Origin of the sequence: Pseudoalteromonas agarivorans, from assembly GCF_024518735.1 — a bacterium.
Lineage (GTDB): Bacteria > Pseudomonadota > Gammaproteobacteria > Enterobacterales > Alteromonadaceae > Pseudoalteromonas > Pseudoalteromonas atlantica.
Genome location: NZ_JANIGJ010000011.1, coordinates 1 through 22,221, shown reverse-complemented (window position 1 = coordinate 22,221; position 22,221 = coordinate 1). Strand labels below are relative to the sequence as shown.

Annotated in this window: 18 protein-coding genes; 16 read left to right on the top strand and 2 right to left on the bottom strand. The window is 42.5% G+C overall.

Translation table 11 applies throughout. The features are described 5' to 3' along the window. The first annotated feature begins 4 nt into the window (after positions 1 to 4). The 16 genes from NQT65_RS16915 to tldD all read left to right on the top strand — a co-directional run bounded on the left by NQT65_RS16915 (position 5) and on the right by tldD (position 20,090). Complete coding sequence (locus NQT65_RS16915) at positions 5 to 589, top strand: agglutinin biogenesis protein MshB (protein WP_126005698.1); 585 nt, start codon at positions 5 to 7, stop codon at positions 587 to 589. Positions 590 to 611: 22 nt separating this feature from the next. After that, positions 612 to 1,139 carry a prepilin-type N-terminal cleavage/methylation domain-containing protein gene (locus NQT65_RS16910; RefSeq protein ID WP_126005700.1) on the top strand — a complete coding sequence of 176 codons (528 nt, stop codon included), beginning with the start codon at positions 612 to 614 and terminating at the stop codon, positions 1,137 to 1,139. 9 nt (positions 1,140 to 1,148) lie between these two features. Then, on the top strand, positions 1,149 to 1,640 hold the full coding sequence (locus tag NQT65_RS16905) for a type IV pilin protein (protein ID WP_121636902.1): 492 nt from the start codon (positions 1,149 to 1,151) through the stop codon (positions 1,638 to 1,640). Continuing rightward, complete coding sequence (locus NQT65_RS16900; RefSeq protein ID WP_256851620.1) at positions 1,627 to 2,169, top strand: type IV pilus modification PilV family protein; 543 nt, start codon at positions 1,627 to 1,629, stop codon at positions 2,167 to 2,169. The genes NQT65_RS16905 and NQT65_RS16900 overlap by 14 nt, the downstream gene beginning before the upstream one ends. Continuing rightward, positions 2,169 to 3,008 carry a PulJ/GspJ family protein gene (locus NQT65_RS16895; protein ID WP_256851619.1) on the top strand — a complete coding sequence of 280 codons (840 nt, stop codon included), beginning with the start codon at positions 2,169 to 2,171 and terminating at the stop codon, positions 3,006 to 3,008. Before NQT65_RS16900 ends, NQT65_RS16895 begins: the two co-directional genes overlap by 1 nt. Continuing rightward, on the top strand, positions 2,998 to 3,483 hold the full coding sequence (locus NQT65_RS16890) for an agglutinin biogenesis protein MshP (RefSeq protein WP_256851618.1): 486 nt from the start codon (positions 2,998 to 3,000) through the stop codon (positions 3,481 to 3,483). The genes NQT65_RS16895 and NQT65_RS16890 overlap by 11 nt, the downstream gene beginning before the upstream one ends. Before the next feature lie 56 nt (positions 3,484 to 3,539). Then, positions 3,540 to 7,220 carry an H-type lectin domain-containing protein gene (locus NQT65_RS16885; protein ID WP_256851617.1) on the top strand — a complete coding sequence of 1,227 codons (3,681 nt, stop codon included), beginning with the start codon at positions 3,540 to 3,542 and terminating at the stop codon, positions 7,218 to 7,220. A 176-nt stretch (positions 7,221 to 7,396) separates the two neighbouring features. Further along, entirely contained in the window at positions 7,397 to 9,436 is a 2,040-nt protein-coding gene (locus tag NQT65_RS16880) for an SUMF1/EgtB/PvdO family nonheme iron enzyme (protein ID WP_004585755.1), read from the top strand. Between the two features lie 136 nt (positions 9,437 to 9,572). Next, positions 9,573 to 10,616: a rod shape-determining protein gene (locus NQT65_RS16875; RefSeq protein WP_002958401.1), complete on the top strand. Its 1,044-nt coding sequence runs from the start codon at positions 9,573 to 9,575 to the stop codon at positions 10,614 to 10,616. Continuing rightward, positions 10,616 to 11,458 (top strand): rod shape-determining protein MreC, encoded by an 843-nt coding sequence (gene mreC, locus NQT65_RS16870; RefSeq protein ID WP_024032490.1) that lies wholly within the window; start codon positions 10,616 to 10,618, stop codon positions 11,456 to 11,458. Before NQT65_RS16875 ends, mreC begins: the two co-directional genes overlap by 1 nt. Next, complete coding sequence (gene mreD / locus NQT65_RS16865) at positions 11,451 to 11,930, top strand: rod shape-determining protein MreD (RefSeq protein WP_004585757.1); 480 nt, start codon at positions 11,451 to 11,453, stop codon at positions 11,928 to 11,930. Before mreC ends, mreD begins: the two co-directional genes overlap by 8 nt. Then, positions 11,930 to 12,499, top strand: a complete 570-nt coding sequence (locus NQT65_RS16860; protein ID WP_256851616.1) for a Maf family protein — start codon at positions 11,930 to 11,932, stop codon at positions 12,497 to 12,499. Before mreD ends, NQT65_RS16860 begins: the two co-directional genes overlap by 1 nt. Position 12,500: 1 nt before the next feature. Beyond that, positions 12,501 to 13,973, top strand: a complete 1,473-nt coding sequence (gene rng, locus NQT65_RS16855; protein ID WP_004585759.1) for a ribonuclease G — start codon at positions 12,501 to 12,503, stop codon at positions 13,971 to 13,973. Then, a complete protein-coding gene (locus tag NQT65_RS16850; protein ID WP_256851615.1) occupies positions 13,973 to 17,830 on the top strand; it encodes a YhdP family protein in 3,858 nt (1,285 codons plus the stop codon). The genes rng and NQT65_RS16850 overlap by 1 nt, the downstream gene beginning before the upstream one ends. Continuing rightward, a complete protein-coding gene (locus NQT65_RS16845) occupies positions 17,827 to 18,654 on the top strand; it encodes a carbon-nitrogen hydrolase family protein (protein ID WP_256851614.1) in 828 nt (275 codons plus the stop codon). The genes NQT65_RS16850 and NQT65_RS16845 overlap by 4 nt, the downstream gene beginning before the upstream one ends. Next, entirely contained in the window at positions 18,651 to 20,090 is a 1,440-nt protein-coding gene (gene tldD / locus NQT65_RS16840) for a metalloprotease TldD (protein ID WP_024032486.1), read from the top strand. The genes NQT65_RS16845 and tldD overlap by 4 nt, the downstream gene beginning before the upstream one ends. Positions 20,091 to 20,140: 50 nt before the next feature. Here the strand turns inward: tldD and NQT65_RS16835 are convergent, their stop codons facing one another. Both NQT65_RS16835 and NQT65_RS16830 read right to left on the bottom strand, forming a co-directional pair. Next, complete coding sequence (locus NQT65_RS16835; protein WP_055254579.1) at positions 20,141 to 20,977, bottom strand: mechanosensitive ion channel family protein; 837 nt, start codon at positions 20,975 to 20,977, stop codon at positions 20,141 to 20,143. Between the two features lie 209 nt (positions 20,978 to 21,186). Continuing rightward, on the bottom strand, positions 21,187 to 21,762 hold the full coding sequence (locus NQT65_RS16830; RefSeq protein WP_249326125.1) for a hypothetical protein: 576 nt from the start codon (positions 21,760 to 21,762) through the stop codon (positions 21,187 to 21,189). Between the last annotated feature and the right edge of the window lie 459 nt (positions 21,763 to 22,221).

Here is a 22,221-nt window from a genome sequence, read left to right as displayed (position 1 = left end):
CATTGTGACTAACTGTCGTGTTCGTGCAACAGGTTTTTCGTTATTTGAGCTCGTTTTAGTAGTTGTTTTACTGGCAGTTATTATGGCTTTTGCTATACCTCAATACATAGGCATTAAAAATCAGGCACACAATGCGAGTGTGGATGTGGTGGCTGGTGGGTTTGCCTCTGCGGTGTTGATGGTCAAAGGTCAGTGGGAATTATCGGGGCGTCCAAAGGGCGTTAATAATACAACACATATTAATTACGGAGGTGTCATTGTTGGTGTCGATGGAGAGAGAGGCACACCAACGGGTGATAAAACGACTAATACTGATACGCGGGCCAGCGCAATGACTGCACTGCAATGCCAAAAAGTATTAAGTGTAATTTTACAAGATGCGCCTACAAGCACATTAAGTACCGAGGTTTCTATAATAACCAAGGTGAGTTATTTAGTGCGTTATAACACTAAAAACAACCAGTGTATTTATTATTTAACTCATAATTTAAACACCAATAACCTACCTACCGATGGCGCCGTTATGGCTAAAAAAGTAGGGTTTTCGTACTTTCCAACAACAGGCAAAGTGCAAATTTTTAAAAACTAAGTAATTATAAAGAGGCTTACTTATGAAAACGCAGTCATTAAAACAACCAATGAATAAGCAAGCAGGTTTTACGCTTGTTGAACTAATAATTGTAATTGTAATTTTAGGTATTTTAGCGGTGACCGCTGCCCCTCGTTTTTTAAACCTGCAGGGTGATGCTAACGCTTCTACACTCGAAGGTTTACAAGGCTCAATTCGCAGTGGTATGAATATCGTAAATGGTAAATCTATTATCGCAAGTGACCACAAAAAAGCGAGTGCAACGGTTACTGTTGATACCGGCGATGCAGTATCTACAGTGTATGGCTACCCTGCAGCGACAGAAGCAGCTTTTGAAGCTTTTTTAGATGTAGAATTTGCATCTGATGATTCTGCAGATTTTAACCTTGTAGCAGTTGCTGCTGATGAAAAAGCAATTATTTTCCCTAATAGCTACGTGCAAACTGATGATTGCCGTATTGAGTATACACAAGCAGCAGATGCAAACGACGGCACACCGCCTGTGTCTGTGACGCCTCCTACTGTTACGCTTATTACGAGTGGGTGTTAATTTACATAAATGAATAGCAGTAGTAATCAACGATTGCGTGGCTTCACACTGGTTGAATTAATTATTACTTTAGTTATTTTGGGCATACTGTCGGTAACGGCAGTGCCCAAGTTGCTAGGAAGTTCAACAGAGCAAGCATACTCATACAGAGATAGGGTATTAAACGCCCTACGCACAGTACAATTACGCGCGATGCAAAATACTGCAACAAGCAGCTGCCATAAACTGTATATTTCACCTACCTTGGTTGCGGGGCCAGAGCCAGAAACCTGTACTGGCGGCCCAAGTACCAATAATAGCGAGTATTTAGTTGTTGCTATCAATACCGAGCGCAGCGACGTACGATTTAATGCCTTGGATAGCAATGCTAATGTGTTTACGCAAATTAACTTTGACCCACTTGGGCGAGCAGATCAAAATTGCACAGTACAATGTAAAATTGACCTGGGTCTAGCCGCGGTGTGCATTAGCGGTGAAGGGCTTATTTATGCCTGCCCCTAAAATACAATCAGGTTTTACCTTAATTGAGCTGATTATTGGCATTGTAATGTTTGCTATTGCGCTAAGTATTATTACAGCGCTTATAGCACCTCAAGCAAAGCAAAGTGCCAAGCCTATTGTCGCACTCAGGGCCTCAGAGCTTGGGCAAGCATTAATGAACGAAATATTAGCTAAATCATTTGATGAACATAGCGAGCGCACGCCACCATTTAGGCGCTGTTCCGAAACAAGCTTAGGGGCCCAGCCTTGTAGTACTCATTCTGAGCTTGGTGCTGATAGCGGTGAAGCACGGGCTGATTTTAACGATGTTGATGATTATATTGCGCTCACAGGGCAGCCTATTAGTGATAGTTTAGGGAATACATTAGCGCAATACAGCGACTTTTCACTGGTTGTGAACGTGCAATACGACAGCGACCTAAACGAGGCAACCAATAACGATGGCGTTGCCTTTAAACGAATTACCATTGAAGTAACCTCACCCTTGGGGCAAGTGTACGGCTTTAGTGCATATAAAGGTAATTACTAATGAATAGAGCAAAGCAAAAGCGTGGCTTTACCTTAGTTGAGCTATTACTCGTTATGGTAATTATTGGCATTTTAGCCGTAGCGTCATTTTCGTTTATTAGCGCTGGATTTAATATTTACAGCCAAGGTGTGAAACGCCAAGAAGCGGTGGCGCAAAGTCGCTTTGTTTTAACCCGATTAAGTAAAGAGCTTCGCCATGCAACCCCTAACTCACTGCGCTTAAATTGCGACAACGCCAGCAATGGATCGTGTAGCACGCAGCAATGTTTAGAATTTACGCCGTTTTTATCTGCCACTCATTATACCGATTACTTACCCACTAGCGCCCCTTTTGAGATTACCGCCGTGAATTTTGCGCTTAATAATTTAACTGAGCCACAAATAAACGATTGGGCAAGTATTTATCCATTAAATAGCAGCGATATATACGATGAAAGTCAAAATAAGCGCCTACAAGTTAGCGGCTACAGCGCCGTTACAAGTGAGCTAGATACATGGCAATTTAGCAAAGCATTTGCTCAAGAGTCACCGAGTAAGCGCCTTTATTTATTAGATCAGCCAATTAGCTTTTGTGTAGAAGGTAATTCACTGTACCGCTATAGCAACTACGGCTTTACTACAAACCAATTAAACGCCGCCAGCTTACAGGTTAGCTCGGGCGTTAAACGCGATTTAATGAGTAATTATATTGCCAATAACTTAACGAGCAGAGCCTTTTTTACGTTAAGTGAGATTTCGCTACAGCGCAGCGCGGTTGTTAATGTGTTTGCGCAAATGGGGTTTAACGACACCGAACAAATAAGTATTAGCCATGAGGTGCATGTGCCTAATGTCCCTTAATATAAAAAACATCAGTTTTGCTAAAAAGCAGCAGGGTAATTTGCTCATAATTACGTTGGTGATCATTGTCACTTTGCTGGCACTAGGGCTGGCGCTTTCTAAAGTGTTATCGGGTGCGGCGCAGCAAAATACCATTGAGTATTACGGCGCGCGCGCTTACATGGCAGCCCAAAGCGGATTAGAAACCGGCTTAAGCGAAATTTTTGCACTAAATAGCACTGCGCAAACATGCAGTGCAGTAACCACCAGTAGGAATTTTAGCACCCTCTATCTAGCCAATTGTGAAGTTGAACTGAGCTGTAGTGAATACATAGCCTTACCCGATAGCAGCACCCGCTCTGGCACCGTTAATATTTACTACTTACAAAGCTCTGCAACGTGCGCCGCCAATGATTGTGCTGCCGGTGCAGCATGTCAAAAGGAATATTGGCAAACCCAACGTACTCTAAGTGTGGAGGCTAAAACATTACCATGAGCAAATATACCCTCTGTATTTTATGTTTAATAAGTTTGCTACTAAGCCGATGCGCTATGGCTGTACCGCCTAAAATTGAAGGGCGATTTATAGAGCTACAAGACACGTACACTTCACCCATATGGACAAAAATAAATTTTCAGCAGCAATACATAACCCCTCCTGCGGTATTTATGTTGTCCACTAATCAAGGCGGTAACCCCGCTATAGTGAGAATACGCAATGTAACAACCACAGGGTTTGAAGCATTGCCACTTGAGCCCTCAGGAGAAGATGGTGAGCATATAACCATGGGCGCGCACTATTTAGCGGTAGAATATGGAGTGCATGAATTTCCTGATGGGACCATTATGGAAGTGGGAAACACCGACTTACGCCTTGAGCTACAATACGGTGATAAGTCGGGGTTTGCCCCCATCACACCTAAAGGTTACAAATCACTGACTTTTAATAAACCATTTGCCTTAAGGCCTAACTTTTTCCATTCGTTACAAACACTAAATAGTTTAGATAGTAACCCGCCGTCTCAAGCGCTTGTGCCTTTTTTAACCATTGCAGTGCAAAGTGGTTCCTTATCTACAAGCGGGGTAAATATAGCGTTAGAGGCCTCAGAAACCGCATTAGGTGTTATTCAAACTGAAACGGTGGCCTACATGGCTGTAGAGCCTGGCAGTAATCGCACCTTTACCGATGACAATGGGGTAGAAGTGTCGTGGGAGACCTTTTTTACAGGATTCGAAGTTGATGGTTGGAATGATGGGTGTAACTACTTTAATTTTAACAATAACTTTAGTGAGGCACCGCTGGTGGTGGCAAGTAAAAATTCCCGACTTGAAGAAGACGGTGGGTGGCTGCGCAGCTGTAATTTAAGAGCGGATCGGTTAGGGCTGGTGGTTGATGAAGACCGTGATGGCGACAGAGAGCGTAACCACGTAAAAGAAGAAGCCTCTATATTAGCCATGACCAGTACGTTTGTATTTAATGGCGATATTTTAGATTGCGATACTTTATTTCCTGGCGCTATTTCTACCTACAATGATGGACAAGTGCAGCTTGTTCAAGGTGTGGAAATAACCGATAGCAATGCACAATTTATTACCACCACTAATTTAATATCAACTGCACTCACCAACCCACCTTTGTGTAATGGCCAAGGCTGTGTAGCCACTGGGTATAACTCCCTTGAGCCAAATCAAGCTGCGCAAGTACCCACGGTCACAAACGATGGAAGCTCCACCGGAGATGTGCCTGTATCGTTAGCTGGTGATTATTTTTATGACGAACTAGCACTTAACTTATTGGAAGATGAGTACAAGGTAACAGCGCCCACCCGTATCTTTTTAAAAGATACATCGTCGCTAATTTCTAGCGCATTTTTGAACATAGGCAAAACGAATATTGCGGTTGAGGAAGGAGCGTATTTAGCTATATATGTCGATGGGGATGTTGCCATTGCGGCCGATGCAAATATTGCTGCATACATTGTCGCAACGGGGGAGGTAAGAATTGCCCAAAATGTCACATACCAGGGCTCTATAACCGCTGCAACACAAGTAATAACCGAGGGCAGCTCTACGTTTGATGCGTTAACAGTGCCAGAGAGTATTCCTGGATTTTGCGGTATTTTTACGCCGGTTTTGCTTGATCACTACCGCATATCATTAAGTGATAACCAAGGCTTAACCTGCCAAGCAAAAGAAATGACATTAACCGCCTGTGCAAACGATGCATGTGATTTACTGTATGATGAGCCTTCCGCACTTGACCTGTCTCCAGATAACAGTGGCCAGCAAAGCTGGGTAAGCGGTGAAAATATTACCTTTACAGGCTCTGCCACCGTAGCGCTTGCAAAGCGTACCACAGGGACAGTCACACTTGGCTATAATACCGCCGACCCATCTGCACCGCTGCGTTGTTATATTAATGGTAATAACGTAGGGCTGGGCGGGTGCAAAGTGGTTTTTTCTGATGCAGGGTTTATTTTTAATAACGACACAGCCAATACAGCGAGTATCCCCACTCAATTATCTGGTAAACCCTCTAGCGAGGGTTTTAATGCCGCCGAGCTATCCATTCAAGCGGTTAAAACAAATACCACAACAGGCGTATGCGAAGCCGCATTCCCTGCAGGTGGCCAAGTTGATTTAGATTTAGCTTATACCTGCAGTGCCGGCGCTGCGTGTTCAGATCCAATACAACTTAGTAATAATGCGAATACGTATAGCGTGCAGCAAGCATATCAAACTTTTTCGCTCACCTTCGATCAAGACTCAAAAGCCCCTATTGCTATTAACTACCCTGATGCCGCTAAATTAAGTTTAAATGCACGGGCAACAATTGTATTAGACCCAGTAACTAATTTATCAGTAAGCTTAACCGGCAGCTCTAACGAATATGTAGTTAAGCCCTTTGGGTTAGCGATGCAAGTTGCAAGTGACGGCTATGCCCAAACAGCAAACGATAGTTTATTTAGATTAACGGGTGAGTCATTTGATTTAAAAATGAATGCAGTACAGTGGCGCGCAGGGCAAGACAATAACAACGATGGAATACCTGATAACTATAGCGCTATTCATAGCAATCCCATTGCCAAACACTTCATTAGCGAGTCTCCTTTAGTAACACAGAGCTTAGTATTACCCAGCTCTGGTAATGAGGGGCAAATTGAAGCGCTAAGTACCCTTGCTTTTACTGATACAGGAAGCTTGAGTGAGTCCATATCGCAGTACGCTTATGACCAAGTGGGTATTATAAACGTGTTTGCGGGTTTACAAGATGGCGATTATTTTGGTGTGGGCGATGTAAAAGGGCAGCTAAACAACGTAGGGCGGTTTGCTCCATCGCACTATCAAGTATTAGGTGTTCAAGCTGCTGCGCAATGTACACAGTTAGGCAGTAATTTAACCTATTTAGATCAGCCCTTTGAGCTTGGTTTTACGGTACAAGCACTTAATCATAACAACCAGCTAATGGCTAATTACAAACAAGGCTTTGAAAAAGCCCAAGTACAAATAAATGCCGAAAACAATCAAGCTGGTAATTATGTACCAGCAACCACGCTAACCAGCAGGTTAGCCAATATAAGCAGCAATAGTTGGAACACCCTAGCCGATGGACAATGGCAAATGAGCGACAGCACTGCCATGTTAACGCGCTTGGCTATAAATAACCCCGACGGCCCATTTACTATGGTTAACCTTATGGCCACCGTCACTAATACAGAAGGCGCTACGTTAATTGATGCCAACGATGAGCCGAGTACGCAAGCAAGCTGCAGCACTGATTGCAATAGTGTGCGTTTAAACGATGTGCCAATAGACTTTCGCTTTGGACGCTTAGTGCTAGGCAACAATGCCGGCTCAGATTTAGACTCATTACGTGTGCCTATGCAGGCTCAGTACTTTGATGGAACAGGCTTTGTATTAAATACCGAAGATAACTGCAGTGTATTTGAGCATCCGCAGTTATCCCAAATATCGCCTTCAACGCCAATATTAAGCTATGAGTATGGTGCAGGCGCAGCGGGTTCATTAGAGGCAGGCAGCTACCCTACAAACAATGCTATTTATGCAATACCAAATGGCAGTGGTACATTTACATTAGAATACGAAACAGAAAATTGGTTAAAGTGGGATTGGCTTGGTGATAATTCACAGCAAGATCCCCATGCTATTTTGCAATTTGGTCGCTTTAGAGGAAATGATCGGGTTATTTACTGGCGTGAAACAAGAGAATAGTTGTAAACTAAGATAATAATTGAACAAAGCTTGTGTTTTGTGCTTCAAGTACATAGCATAAGGCATTGGGTGTATTGATTTTTGATGGTTGAAAAATGTTCAGCTTTCAAAAGTGAGTACACTCTAATAAACAATAATAACGACCAAATAATTGCCGCTTTTTGGGACTGGAATATATGCGAATTGCTCCTTTATCTCTGTTAATTTCCGCTAGTTTGTTAGCTAGTAGTGCATTTGCACAAGACACAGCAACAGTAACCGGAATTGAATCAGAGATTAGTATTAAACAAACAGAATACGATAACTCGACACAAATACTTGAAAAACACTTAAAAGAAGAAAGTCAGTTACAAAACCAACTTGAACTACTTCGTTCTCGCTCTACAGAGCTAGATAAAGAGAAAAACCAAGCACTTGATGCGATGAACGAAATGTATCGCCGCTTAATTGACGATCCTACGCTTGATATTAGTGCTGCCCAATCGCGCTATCAAAAAGCCGTGGTTGATCATAAGCAAAATAAAGACGACATCTCAATGCAGTTGGCGGCAATTGCATCTCATCGTAAAGATATAGAGCAAATTCGTGTTGCAAAACATACGCTTTTAAACACCTTAGAAAGCTTAAAAGAGCAATTAACTACAGCCCGAGTCGAGCGTTTACGTAATGAGTTTACCCGCGAAGGTACACTGGAAGTAAACCACACAATTAACTGTAAGCGTACCGAAACGCTCGCAGCCTGTGAGCAACGCGGCCAGCAAATGGGTTTACAAAAAGCCACTAAGCGCTTTGTTGATCAAATATTTGCTAATTTAACAGAAGAGCGAATTGTTGAACCAAAACGCAACATGGCAGGCGCGCAAGTACAAATTTTAAGTAGCCATGTAGTTAACAGTGCATTTAGCGGACAAGGCAATTACAACGTTAACTTAAGCGTAACCATGCGCGGCGAAGTAAACAGCAGCCGCCTATGTAACTTATTAAACGTAGATAACCGTTATTGTTCTGAATATGGCTCGCCGCTCGCGACAGCGTATCAGCCTGGTTACGGTACAACCTACTCTGATAGTCAGTTAACATTCAGCAACGCCGCGGATAATACCGACACTGTGTCTGTATCGCGAATGAACAATCAGCCAGTGCGCGATTACTCAGTGAAAGCTGCACCTACAAAAAAAAACTATCCATCAATTATAAATAAAGAGAAAAATCAGCAAGTTGAGCTGACTTTACGTTCAAATGTTTACGATGATGAAGTGTTTATTGATGGGGTGAGCTTTGGCTCTACGCGTTTAGTTACGCGTTTACCGCGTGGTGTGCATAACGTAGAAATACGTAAATTAGGTTATAAGCCTTACAAAGTAAGAGTTGATTTAACTAAAGCACAGACTATTCATGCTAACTTAGTAAAAAAGTCTGAGTCGATTGCTGCACCGGCTTACACTCGCGAGCAACCAAAACCTGTAAGTCGTACAGCAAGCACTAATCGCTCTGCTGATGTACAAAATAATGTTGTAGTTGTGCCCGCCGGTAAATTTAAGATGGGCGATATTAACGGCAATGGTTTAGCAAATGAACGCCCGGTTATTGAAAAAGTGATAGCCAGCTCATTTGCAATGCAAACCAAAGAGGTTACCGTAGGTGCCTACGAAGCGTTTGTAGCAAGTACTGGGTATAAAACACAAGCAGAGCAAAGCAAAGGGTGTGCTTATTATTTAAATGGCGAACCCGTATGGGAAGCTAATTTAAACTGGCGTAACCCAGGTTTTGAACAAAGCAGCGATTTTCCTGCTGTGTGTTTAACATTTAACGACGCGAAAGCGTACGCCGAATGGCTCTCTGGCGAAACCGGGCAGCAGTACCGTTTACCTAATGAAGTTGAATGGGAATACGCCGCTCGCGCAGGTACAGAAACAGAATACCCTTGGGGTAACGAAATAGGTAAAAATTTAGCTAACTGTGGTTGGTGTGGTAGCGAATGGTCAAACAAACGTGCAGCACCGGTGGGTTCTTTTTCTCCTAACGCATTTGGATTATACGACACCGTAGGCAATGTGTGGGAATGGACAGCTAAAGAATCAGGCGAATCTGATGTTGCAGTAAGAGGCGGGGCGTGGAACTTTGCACCAAGCCTTGCACGTGCTTCAACACGATTAATTTTAGCGCCAGATTTTAGATCTAACTACATTGGCTTTCGCTTAGTCCGCGAACGATAGCATTTAACCAAGGAAGCCTAGCTTCCTTTTTTCACAAATTAACAAAGGTAGTTGCGCTTTATATTGCTCATCTAATTAGGCATGTTAAAGTGAGTGCAGCTAACATAAGAACGTATTTCAAAGGTCATCCAGCCTCATGTTTAAAAAACTCCGTGGTATTTTTTCAAACGATCTATCGATCGACTTGGGTACAGCCAATACCCTTATCTATGTAAAAGAAGAAGGTATTGTACTTAACGAACCTTCAGTTGTAGCTATTCGTCAAGAACGCGCTGGTGGACCTAAAAGTGTTGCTTCTGTGGGTACAGAAGCAAAACAAATGCTAGGGCGTACACCGGGTAATATTAAAGCGATTCGCCCAATGAAAGATGGCGTAATAGCCGACTTTTATGTAACCGAAAAAATGTTACAACACTTTATAAAACAAGTGCACAACAATAACTTTATGCGCCCAAGCCCGCGTGTACTTATTTGTGTACCGTGTGGTGCAACCCAAGTAGAAAAGCGTGCAATCCGCGAATCAGCAATGGGTGCCGGCGCGCGCGAAGTGTACCTAATTGAAGAGCCAATGGCCGCAGCAATTGGTGCTGGGCTACCAGTATCAGAAGCAACTGGTTCTATGGTTGTTGATATTGGTGGTGGTACTACCGAAGTTGCTATTATTTCACTAAACGGTGTTGTTTACTCATCGTCTGTGCGTATTGGTGGCGATAAATTTGATGAAGCCATTATTAATTATGTACGCCGTAACTTTGGTAGCCTAATTGGTGAAGCAACGGCTGAAAATATTAAACATCAAATTGGCTCTGCTTTTAAAACTGACGAACCAATTGAAATTGAAGTACGCGGTCGTAACTTAGCCGAAGGTGTTCCTCGCTCATTTACACTTAACTCGCACGAAATTTTAGAAGCACTCCAAGAGCCGCTAATGGGCATTGTAAGTGCGGTAATGGTTGCACTTGAGCAGTCGCCACCTGAGCTTGCATCAGATATTTCAGCTCACGGTATGGTGCTGACTGGCGGTGGTGCACTATTAAAAGATTTAGATCGTTTATTAATGGAAGAAACAGGCATTCCTGTGGTTGTTGCCGATGATCCACTTACGTGTGTAGCACGTGGCGGCGGTAAAGCACTTGAAATGATTGATGTTCATGGTGGTGACGTTTTTAGCTACGATTAATGAAATTACTGTTTGGACAAACCATCTCTTTGCAACTGCGACTTTTTGTCGCAGTGCTTTTGAGCATAGTGCTCATTGCGGGCGATAAGTTTACACAAGGCGGTACGGTTGTACGTACAAGCCTCAATACACTTGTCAGCCCATTAATTTACGTTGCCAACCTACCTTACGAAATATTTAGCTTAGGTGCTAAAAGCCTGCATACCCGCGATCAGTTACTGAGCGAAAACGAAGCGCTGAAAAAAAAGCAAATGCTACAAAGCGAGCAATTGCAGCAATACCAATTTTTAGCCCGCGAAAACCAAAAGCTACGCGCTTTACTTGGCTCATCGGCTAAGCAATCTAATCGTAAAAAAATAGCCCAAGTACTTTCTGTACATTCAAACCCTTATAGTCATCAAGTGGTTATTAACCGCGGTACCACCGACGGCCTGAGCGAAGGCCAAGCGGTAATTGATGAAATGGGGGTTGTTGGCCAATTAACAAAAGTAGGCTCTACCACATCGCGCGTGCTACTAATGACCGACACAACTCATGCTACGCCGGTACGTATACTACGAAACGACGTACGCACGGTAGTTGAAGGCATAGGTAAAATTAACGTTGTTAAGCTTTCGCATGTACCTCATAGCCTTGATGTGCGCATTGGCGATGTACTCGTGACCTCGGGGCTTGGCGGTACGTTTCCTGAAGGTTATCCGGTGGCCGTTGTCACCGAAATAAACCGCGATGAAGGGCGCCCATTTGCTCAAGTATTTGCAGAGCCTATTGCACAGCTAGACCGTATTCGTTTGTTGGTTATTTTATGGCGCAATCAACAGGAGCAAATCAGCGATGATTAATCGTTATTCATTGTTAATTGCCCTAAGCATCTTTTTTGCTTTAATTATGGCATTAATGCCACTGCCTTTTTCATTTGAGCCCTTCAGACCTGATTGGGTGTTACTGGTATTAATGTACTGGTCACTGGCAGTGCCGCATAGATTAAATATTGGTACCGCGTGGGTTGTTGGCCTACTCATGGACTTAGCCTTAGGCTCGCCATTAGGGGTTAACTCACTCACGTATTCTATTTGTATATTTGTGACCGCAAGTAACTTTCAAAAAATACGTAACTTTTCGCTTTGGCAGCAAAGCTTATTAGTGGGCTTATTTTTAACCTTGTATCACTTAATGCAATTTTGGTTAAATCACTTTTTATTAGGTGTTTATTTTAATCCACAATACCTGTGGCCAGTGGCGACCGGTATGGTCAGCTGGTTTTGGGTCTTTTTACTTCTTCGCAAATACCGTAGACATTTTAGGATCAGGTAATGACAACCGCAGTATATTTGGCATCAGCCTCCCCGCGACGTAAAGAGTTGTTGAGTCAGTTAGGCATTGAGTTTGAACAATTTAGTGTAGATGCAGATGAAACCCCACTTGCAAACGAGCAGCCTCATGCATTGGTTGAGCGCTTAGCTCGCTTAAAAGCGCAAACAGGCGTAGCGCTTGGTTACACAGACCGTCCAGTGCTTGGTAGCGATACTGTGGTTGTTATTGATAACGAATCATTGGGTAAACCACGCGATAAAAACGATTTCATAACAACACTTAAACGTTTATCTGGTAATACACATCAAGTGCTTACTGCCGTTGCTTTTGCTACACAAACAGATGTACTAAGTTGTGTAGTGAGTACCGATGTGACCTTTAAAACCCTCAGCGATGAAGAAATAAATAGCTATTGGAAGTCAAACGAGCCACAAGATAAAGCCGGTGGTTATGGCATTCAAGGCTTAGGTGGTCGCTTTGTTACACACATTGCGGGTAGCTATTTTGCTGTTGTAGGCTTACCTTTATACGAGACCGAACAATTATTACAAGCATTCTTAAGAAGGTAACATGAGTACAGAATTACTAATAAATGTCACGCCAAGTGAAAGCCGTGTTGCCCTAATCGAAAACGGTGTATTACAAGAAATTCAACTAGAGCGTATAGGCAACCTAGGTATTGTAGGCAATATTTATTTAGGAAAAATAAGCCGCGTACTGCCAGGCATGCAAGCTGCTTTTGTTGATATAGGCCTAGAAAAAGCCGCTTTTTTACATGCATCAGACATAGTCAATAGTGCCTCAATAGTTGAGGGTGTAGACGACGAGCCAATAAAAAAAGTACAAGACATACGTGAGCTAGTACGCCAAGGGCAATACATTATGGTGCAAGTGGTTAAAGACCCACTAGGCACTAAAGGAGCAAGGCTTACTACCGATATCACTATACCTTCGCGCTATTTAGTGTTTATGCCAGACGCTACGCATGTAGGTGTTAGTCAGCGTATTGAAACCGAAGAAGAGCGTGCGCGACTTAAAAAAATAGTGGCAGAATACGGCGACGATAATGGCAGTTTTATTGTTCGTACAGCGGCAGAGGGCGCTAGCGAAGCGGAGCTAAGACACGATGCTGAATTTTTACGAAAACTGTGGCAAAAAATTGTATCACGTCGTAAAAAAACCAATAAAGCCAGTATATTACACGAAGACTTAACGCTTGCATTTAGAACCCTGCGCGACTACGTAGGTGAAGATATGGAGCGCATTAGAGTTGACTCTAAGCTAACCTATCAAGAACTAAAGCTGTTTACTGAGGAGTTTGTGCCTTTGCTTTCGCAGGCACTAGAGTACTACCCAGGTGAGCGCCCAATTTTTGACTTATTTGACGTTGAAACCGAAATTCAAAAAGCATTGCATCGTAAAGTCACGCTTAAGTCGGGCGGTTATTTAATTATCGACCAAACCGAAGCGATGACCACAGTTGATGTGAATACAGGTGCATTTGTAGGGCATCGTAATTTAGAAGAAACCATTTTTAATACCAATGTGGAAGCCACATCAGCCATTGCTAGGCAGCTACGCCTGCGTAACTTAGGCGGTATTATTATTATCGATTTTATCGATATGATCAGCGAAGATCATAAACGCAGAGTATTACATTCACTAGAGTCAGCACTATCTAAAGACCGTGCAAAAGCCAACATAAACGGCTTAAGCGCATTAGGCTTAGTAGAAATGACCCGTAAGCGCACCCGCGAAAGCCTTGAGCATATTTTGTGTGATGTATGTCCGGCTTGCTCTGGACGCGGCTCACAAAAAACAGTCGAAACCGTATGCTATGAAATACTGCGCGAAATAGTGCGCGTTAATCGTGCCTACGATGCCGATAAATTCATGGTGTATGCGGCACCTGCTGTAAGTGAAGCCTTACTCAATGATGAGTATCATAACCTTGCCGAACTTGAACTATTTATTGGTAAGCAGGTCAATATTCAAACAGAGAGCCTATACAGCCAAGAGCAGTTTGATGTGGTAATGATGTAATGAAAACGAAAGCGGTCTGTTTTTTTTGTTTTAGAAAGTTATGGCAAACCTGCGCCATAATTTTAGTATTACTGGCCGTGATTGTTTCTATTTTAAAGTACACCTTACCTTATGCAAACGACTACAAAGGCGATATAGAAACCTACCTGCACGATAAATTTGCCATTAGTCTTTCTATAGGGGCAATCTCTGCCAGTTGGGATGGCGCCGGCCCAGCCTTGGTATTAGAAGATCTCTCTTTTAAGGATAACGAAACTGCGCCTATATCGCTCACTATTGCCAAAACAAGCCTAGAGCTTAACCTATGGGAGAGCATTAAAGCCTTTCAGTTAAAGTCTAATTACTTTGTTATTAATGGCTTTCATACCAGTGTAAATATTCAAAATTTATTTAATAACACTAATAACGATGATGTCTCGTTTGAACAAAAAGAGTTAATTGAAGAGCTGTTTTTGGGAGATACTGGGCATTTTGCTATTGAAAATTCGAGTATTAATTTTATTTTAGAAGATGGTAGAGAGCGCAAACTATTACTCGAAAACATAGTATGGCAAAACCAAGATGAACAGCATTTAGGAAGCGGCAGCCTCGCCTTGCCCGGCATTAGTGTGGGTAGCTTTGACGCACGTATCGCACTTAGTGGCAAAACTATAGAGCAAATAGCGGGTGACATTTACGTTCAAGCAAATAGCGTAGATGTGTCTAATTGGTTGGCGCAATATATTAATACTGAAAAACAACAGCTTTACACAGACATAAACTTAAAGTCTTGGCTTAAGCTCGAAAATGGTTTTATCAGCGATGTAAAAATGCAGTGGTTACCTAGCTTTGTGCACTGGCAAAACAACCAACAAGCTAAACAAGTAAGCTTAAGCGAAGGGGGGTTTCATTTATTTCCTGAGGCAAACGCTTGGCACTTAAAAAGCACGGGCCTAACATTTAGTAATAACGACACAACCTGGCCAAGTCTAGAATTTGAGGCAAACTTAGGTAAGCAAAATAAAGTGTGGCTGCAGCAGGTTGATCTTTCTTTACTGAGTAACTTGGCGTCGTTAACTAATTTTGAAGCATTACAGCCACTTTTAAACCGCAAACCAAGTGGTTTTATCGATCAAGCCTACCTAGAACTTAATCCAGATGAGCAATGGCAGTTATGGTTTTCAGCTAATAATATTGGCTGGCAAGAAGTGTCTGGTATTCCTGCAGCGCAGGCGCTTAGAGTCTCGGGGCTTATAAATCAGCAGCGCGGGCGAGTGCAGCTATTTGGCGAAAACGGGACTTTAATAACCGGCGACAGCTTTAGTAAAAATATTGATTACAACCAAATTAATATCGATCTGGATTTAGCAAAAACAGATAATTACTGGAATGTAAGCAGTAATAATATTTGGTTTGATAATAACGAAGTTACCATAGCGGCTGAGCTAAATGTAAGCCTTAGCGACGATCCTCGGTTAGATCTATACGCAGAAGCCTATGCAGAGGATGCCACAGTAGCTGGGCACTACTTTCCGTTAAAGGCAATGAGCCCTCAACTTGTAAGCTACTTAAACGGTGCAATAAAAGGGGGCGAAGTAGCTAAGGCGCAAGTATTATTTGCTGGCCCGCTTTCAGGTTTTCCTTTCACCGATGGCAGCGGCCAATTTGATGTACTCGCGCAAATAGATAATGCAACATACGCGTTTGACCCCAATTGGCCGGCAGTAACTAACGCCAATGTGCAGTTGCACTTTGCCAACGAGCGAATGGATATTTACAGCCAGCAAGGCCAGTTAGTTAATTTAGAAGTAGGCGATAGCGTGCAAGTGAGTATTGCCGATTTAATGCACGCTGATGAACTCATTGTACAAATAGATAAACGCGCGCAAATGGAAAAACTGCATGACTTTTTTGCAGCCACCCCCATTGCAAACCCACTGGCTAATATTTTTGAAGTGGTGCAAGGTAAAGGTCAAGCCGATGCAAGCGTAACACTTTTGATTGGCTCTAAATTTAAAGGTGGAGCCAGTGTAAGCGGCAAAGTAAAACTAAACGATTTGCCTGTTTATATTGCAGCCCCAGGCATTGCGCTTGAAAAACTAAGCGGCGAGCTCAGCTTTGAAAACGATACAATTAGCATGCAAAATGCCAGCGCTACATGGTTGGGTATGCCGCTTAGCATTAACTATAATAGTGCAAGCGAAGCACAGCAGTACACCGCTAATATTGATATAACGGCGTTACTAAATGCAGATACCCTAACAACCCAGGCGCAAGGTGTACTGAAAGGGTACCTGAGTGGGCAAAGTGAAGTTGATATAGGCCTTGCACTTAATTTTACCGAGCAAGGCTTTAATTACCGCGCTCAGGTTAGCTCAGAGCTACTAGGGTTAACGAGCACGCTACCAGCGCCCTATGGCAAAACAAGTGAACAGGTTTGGCCGTTAACGGGCATAGTGCAAGGCGATGATATTTCAAATCTTATTACGGCTAATGCTAATCAGCAGCTATATTTTAATGCGATTTTAGAAAACGGTCAGCCGCAATTTAGTAATATGCATATTGTACTTGGTGAACAAGATTTAGGGCTAAATCAAAAAGATTTAAGCGTTAATATTAACCTTGAACAAACGCAACTAGAAGCATGGTTTGAATTAATAGACCAAATAATTAAAGCCGCTCAAGCTAAGCCAGACCAGCAGTCTGAGGGTATTATGCCGCCATTAAATGAAGTGGTTGCGCATATTGACAAAGTTAATGCTAGCGACATTATTTTTAACGATTTTGAAATGCGCTTAGCGCCCCAGCAAAACGACTTATATTTAAAGCTTAATGCCAAAGAGCTGCGTGCTGACGTGTTTATTCCTAGCTCTCAGCCAAGCCAGCCGATACGTATAAATAGCGATTACTTAAGACTCAACTTTGCACCTAAAGTAGAAGAAGATCTTGAGATCACCGATGTACTGCCAGAGCAAAACCTAGCGTGGCTTAACACAGTACCAGCCATTGAATTTGAATGTGCAGATTGTAAAGTGGCAAGTTATCAGCTTGATAAAGTGAGCGCTTCGCTGGTCGGGGAAGGCGACAAGCTCAGTATTTCTGAGCTTGTGGTTGATAAGGGCGACCATATTTTACGTACCAAAGGGCAATGGCAAGGTGGCTTTACGCAATTTAATGGTGAACTTAAAAGTGACGATATAGGCGCGCTATTTGATGAGTTTGATATCACCACCGCTATAAAAGACTCAAAAGCCGATATTAACTACAACCTTGCTTGGCAAGGCGCCCCGTATGACTTTGATATACCTAGTTTGGGCGGTGAAGTTAAGTGGGATTTAGGCGAAGGCCACATTGCTGAAATAAGTGATGGTGGGGCACGTGTATTTTCGTTACTTAGCCTTGACTCGCTAGTGCGTAAATTAAAACTCGATTTTAGAGATGTATTTTCAAAAGGCTTTTTTTACAACAGCTTAAAAGGCTCTATGCAGCTAGATAAAGGTATAGCCTACACAAAAAATACCAAAATGGATGGCGTGCCAGCCGATTTAACGATTAACGGCTATGCTAATTTAAACACCCTTGAAATAGATTACGATTTAGCTGTGGCACCACAAGTAACATCTAGTATTCCGGTTATTGTGGCTTGGATGGTTAATCCCGTCACAGGGCTTGCCGCTTTAGCGCTTGATAAGGTTATTCACTCAGCAAGGGTGATCTCCGAAATTAACTTTAAAGTAACCGGCAAAATGAATGACCCTGTGGTACAAGAGCTTGAGCGTAAAAGTAAAGAAGTTACCTTACCGCAAGCTGCGCAAAATCAGCCGCAAGCGGCCAGTACACTCACACTTAAAGATGCCGCGGTAACAGCAACACAATGAGTACGCTAAACGCCAATATAATTGCTTTGCAAATGTGCTCAGGCACCAACCCCGACGAAAACATGGCAACCCTTGGCAAGGCGTTAAATAAACTCCCCGCAGCCAGGCCAATGCTTGTATGTTTACCCGAGGCGTTTTTAGTATTTAGTAAAAGTGGCCATGATACGCTAGCGGTTGCTAAACGTATTACACACTATAAGCAGCAATTAAGTGCATTGTGTAAAAAGCATAATATTTGGTTAAATGCGGGCACCATCCCTGAGCCACACAAAAATAATAAATACTTTGCGGCCTCGCACTTATTTAATAGCCAAGGTGAATGCGTAGCCACGTACAATAAAATGCATTTATTTGATGTTGATGTGGCCGATAAAACCGCCAGCTATCGAGAGTCAGACTTTACTCAGGCAGGCGATGATGTGGTGGTTGTTGCTACACCGTTTGGTAAAATTGGCTTAACAGTATGTTATGATTTGCGCTTTAGTGGATTATTTAGTGCACTTGCGCGCCAAGGGGCTGAAATAATTTTAGTGCCCAGTGCTTTTACACTCCCTACAGGGCAAGCACATTGGCAACCCTTATTAAAAGCACGCGCAATAGAAACGCAGTGTTACGTTATTGCAGCTGCGCAGTATGGAACACATCAAAATGGCCGTCAAACATACGGCCACAGTATTATTATTTCACCATGGGGCGAGCAAATAGCAACGCTTGAGAGTGGGGTAGGGTTTATAAGCGGTTACGCCGACCTAAACCAGTTAAATAAAATTAGAAGAGATATGCCCGTGCAATCTCATCAACGATTTAGAGAGCATTTATTATGAATTCGGTTGAACAGCATTTATTACACGACAGCCAGCTAAATCGAGAAGAACTCGAAAAAACGCTTGGGTATATTCATCAGCATAAAGTGGATTACGCCGATTTATACTTTCAATCAAGCCATCATGAGTCATGGGTGCTTGAAGACGGCTTAGTAAAAGAAGGCTCTTACAATGTTGAGCGCGGAGTAGGTGTACGTGCCGTTAGTGGTGAAAAAACAGGGTTTTCTTACTCTGATGCCATTAACCTTGAAGCGTTAAACAAAGCCGCAACGGCGGCTCGTAGCATTGCCGATGCAGGCGAAGATAAAACCATTAAAGTATTTAGCGATGTAAAAGCAAAAGAGCAATTTGCCCCGCATCAGCCAATATCAAGCATGAGTGACAGCGATAAAGTGAGTTTATTGCGTGAGCTTGAAAACTACATACGCGAACTCGCCCCTGATGCTGAGCAAGTAATTAGTTCAATGTCGGCTGTATACGAAGAGGTATTAATTGCTGCGAGCGATGGCACGTTTGCTACCGATATACGCCCGCTTATTCGTTTAAACTGCTCCGTTTTACTTGAAAAAAATGGCCGCCGTGAGCGCGGTGGTGCAGGGGGCGGCGCACGCTTAGATTATGGTTACTTTAAAGAGCTAGTTGAAGGCAAGCCGCGCTGGATGGGCTTTGCCGAAGAAGCAGTACGCCAAGCTAAAGTAAACCTAGAGGCAATTGATGCCCCGGCTGGCACAATGGAAGTTGTGTTAGGCAATGGCTGGCCTGGCGTGTTGCTACACGAAGCGGTAGGCCATGGCCTTGAAGGCGACTTTAACCGTAAAGGGGCTTCGGCATTTAGCGGTAAAGTGGGACAAAAAGTAGCGTCTGAGCTGTGTACAGTAGTTGATGATGGCACCATGGCCGATCGCCGTGGTTCACTTAACGTTGACGATGAAGGCACACCTGCAGCTTATAACGTACTTATCGAAAACGGTATTTTAAAAGGTTACATGCAAGATAAGCTCAATGCGCGTTTAATGGGTGTAAACCCAACGGGTAATGCACGTCGTGAGTCGTATGCGCATTTACCTATGCCGCGTATGACCAACACCTACATGTTAGGGGGCGAGCATAGCCAAGCTGATATTATAAGCTCAGTTAAAAAAGGGGTATTTGCACCAAACTTTGGTGGCGGCCAAGTAGATATTACTTCAGGTAAGTTTGTATTTAGCGCATCAGAGGCGTATTTAATTGAAAACGGTAAAATTACCCAGCCAATTAAAGGTGCAACACTGATTGGCAATGGCCCAGAGGTGATGCAGCATATCTCTATGGTAGGCAACGATTTAGCCCTTGATAAAGGCGTAGGTGTCTGCGGTAAAGATGGCCAAAGCGTTCCTGTAGGGGTAGGTCAACCAAGCCTTAAAATAGACCAACTTACAGTAGGTGGCACCGCATAAAACAATAAAGTGCGAAGCAATTCGCGCTTTATAGGTTACCAATGCGAGGTTTACGCCTCGCTTTGCTCTTCTTTGTTCTTCTTCGCCTGTTCGTACCACAAAGCCATAAAACACTCAGTTAATTTATGCTCTATTTCAAGCGCTTTGTTGGTTGGGCAAAATAGCGTAAAGCTTGCTTTAAACTCACCAAGCTCTGTAGTGCCAAAGTGAATAACCGGTGCCGGACCTGAAATTTTGGCATCGAGTTTACGCTCTATCATCGAATTATAACGTGTTGCTACATCGTGAAACTCTTCGCAGTACAGTTTTGCCTGATTGACTAATTCGTCATGAATAACATAAGGGTTAAAGCTCTCTCTGCGTACAATAGTAAAATGATGAGTAACAAAGCGTTTTACATAATTAAGGTTTTTAATTGAGCTGGTGATCAGCTTATTATTTGGAATATAAATTGTTTTGCGCGAAAACTGATAGGTGTGCATGTCTATTTCATGCATGGTGGTTTTTACCCAGTCTGTTTCGGCTACTTCGCCAAAATAGTCACCTACTTGTATCCAATCACCTACTCTAAATGGGCGGGTGGTTACTAGGTAAAAAAAGCCTATAACGCATTGTATAAACTCGCGTGTTGCAAGCACTATAGCTACTGCAAACGCAGCAATAGACAGCGCAAAATTTTGTATTTCGGTCGACCACACAAATAGCAGCGACAGCACCATAACAAAATTAATAAAGTGCTTAATGTTATGAGTGATGTAACGAATGTCTTTTTCTTTTTTTTCTGCGCGGTTTCTTGCTAGTTTATCAACCAGTACTTTAAGCACAAATGCAATGGCAAGCACGAGCACAGAAACTAAAAAAGGGTGCATGAGTATGTCTTTAATCATAACTTCCAAATACGAGTAGCAATAGGCACGCTAAGTATATTGAGTAATCAAACCAATTAGCAAATTTAAGCTACATAAAATCACTTATACCAATTGTGTTAAGTTATGAGCCATTTATAGCAATAGGTGAATAGCGTTATAACCCTGTTAGTGCTTTATTTTGCACGCTAGAATGGCTAATACTTAATTAAACCGGTATTACTTAGCAGCTAGGCTGTTTGCTCTGTAATAGAGGCTTGCGCGTATTTTTGGCAAAACAATACAAGCTCAATAGCAGCGATAAAAATAAGCGTGTAACCTAGGGTTTCTATGCCTTCCTCAATAATATTTTTAACGACCCGAACGTATTGTTCTCCCATAACTGAGTGCCAAAACTCGCCCTTGCCCATCATTCTCGAAAAAGCGAGTAAGGTCACTAAGCCAGATAGACAAATACCATAGCTCGGTGTTTGCGCATAGGCTTTTAACGAGCTGTAAATAAAGCCTCGTTGGGCTTTTAAGTAAAGTAGTACGCTCCCTAACAGCGTATATACAATTGCTTGCCATGCGCCATCAAACACATACATATCTAGGTAGGTGTCAAATTCTCTAACAAACATAGCAGCCGACAATGCAGCCAGTAACAGCGCGGCTATTTTAAGATCAGAGTGAATACGTGAGGCGTAGAAAAACAGCATACAACTTAAAAACGTTAAAATATCTTGCATGTGTTCGGTTAGTGTTTCTTCACTGTAAAGTGCATTTTGCTGTAAATCAAAACCTTCAAGCTGAATTAAAAAAGCCACACCTGCTAAGCATAATAAGTAAATAAAAGATCGCAGTAAAAACATACAAAAGCTCAAATAGAAAACAATGCGCGGCAGTTTAATTATAAAAATAGCTAAAAGCCAAAACATTATAGAAACTTTTTATATATTTATCGGTCTAAGTTTTTTGCTGTTAAATTAATGGGTTATATTTTTACCTTATGTATTTATGATGTGTTTTTTGTAATAAGTTGAGTTAATTAGTTGTGCTGCATAGGGTTAAATGCGTAAAGCATAAAAAAGCCCTTACTAAAACATTGTAAGGGCTTTTAACGTTATAAGCAGAATAGGCTTAGCGCATTGTCTGGGCGTACTGTTACATTTAAAATCTGAAGAAAGTCTGGAAAGCTACGTTTTACATAACCTAGAATGCTTTTTCAGAAAAAGTGAAAAATTGCAAAGAAATTTGGACTTTTCTGAGGTCTGGAAAATGGTTTT

Coding starts and splice junctions, on each gene's coding strand:
- NQT65_RS16845 (WP_256851614.1), top strand. CDS start 17,827: ATGAGTACGCTAAACGCCAATATAATTGCTTTGCAAATGTGCTCAGGC.
- NQT65_RS16910 (WP_126005700.1), top strand. CDS start 612: ATGAAAACGCAGTCATTAAAACAACCAATGAATAAGCAAGCAGGTTTT.
- mreD (WP_004585757.1), top strand. CDS start 11,451: ATGATTAATCGTTATTCATTGTTAATTGCCCTAAGCATCTTTTTTGCT.
- NQT65_RS16895 (WP_256851619.1), top strand. CDS start 2,169: ATGAATAGAGCAAAGCAAAAGCGTGGCTTTACCTTAGTTGAGCTATTA.
- NQT65_RS16860 (WP_256851616.1), top strand. CDS start 11,930: ATGACAACCGCAGTATATTTGGCATCAGCCTCCCCGCGACGTAAAGAG.
- NQT65_RS16885 (WP_256851617.1), top strand. CDS start 3,540: ATGGCTGTACCGCCTAAAATTGAAGGGCGATTTATAGAGCTACAAGAC.
- NQT65_RS16835 (WP_055254579.1), bottom strand. CDS start 20,977: ATGATTAAAGACATACTCATGCACCCTTTTTTAGTTTCTGTGCTCGTG.
- NQT65_RS16875 (WP_002958401.1), top strand. CDS start 9,573: ATGTTTAAAAAACTCCGTGGTATTTTTTCAAACGATCTATCGATCGAC.
- NQT65_RS16850 (WP_256851615.1), top strand. CDS start 13,973: ATGAAAACGAAAGCGGTCTGTTTTTTTTGTTTTAGAAAGTTATGGCAA.
- rng (WP_004585759.1), top strand. CDS start 12,501: ATGAGTACAGAATTACTAATAAATGTCACGCCAAGTGAAAGCCGTGTT.
- NQT65_RS16900 (WP_256851620.1), top strand. CDS start 1,627: ATGCCTGCCCCTAAAATACAATCAGGTTTTACCTTAATTGAGCTGATT.
- tldD (WP_024032486.1), top strand. CDS start 18,651: ATGAATTCGGTTGAACAGCATTTATTACACGACAGCCAGCTAAATCGA.
- NQT65_RS16890 (WP_256851618.1), top strand. CDS start 2,998: ATGTCCCTTAATATAAAAAACATCAGTTTTGCTAAAAAGCAGCAGGGT.
- NQT65_RS16880 (WP_004585755.1), top strand. CDS start 7,397: ATGCGAATTGCTCCTTTATCTCTGTTAATTTCCGCTAGTTTGTTAGCT.
- mreC (WP_024032490.1), top strand. CDS start 10,616: ATGAAATTACTGTTTGGACAAACCATCTCTTTGCAACTGCGACTTTTT.
- NQT65_RS16905 (WP_121636902.1), top strand. CDS start 1,149: ATGAATAGCAGTAGTAATCAACGATTGCGTGGCTTCACACTGGTTGAA.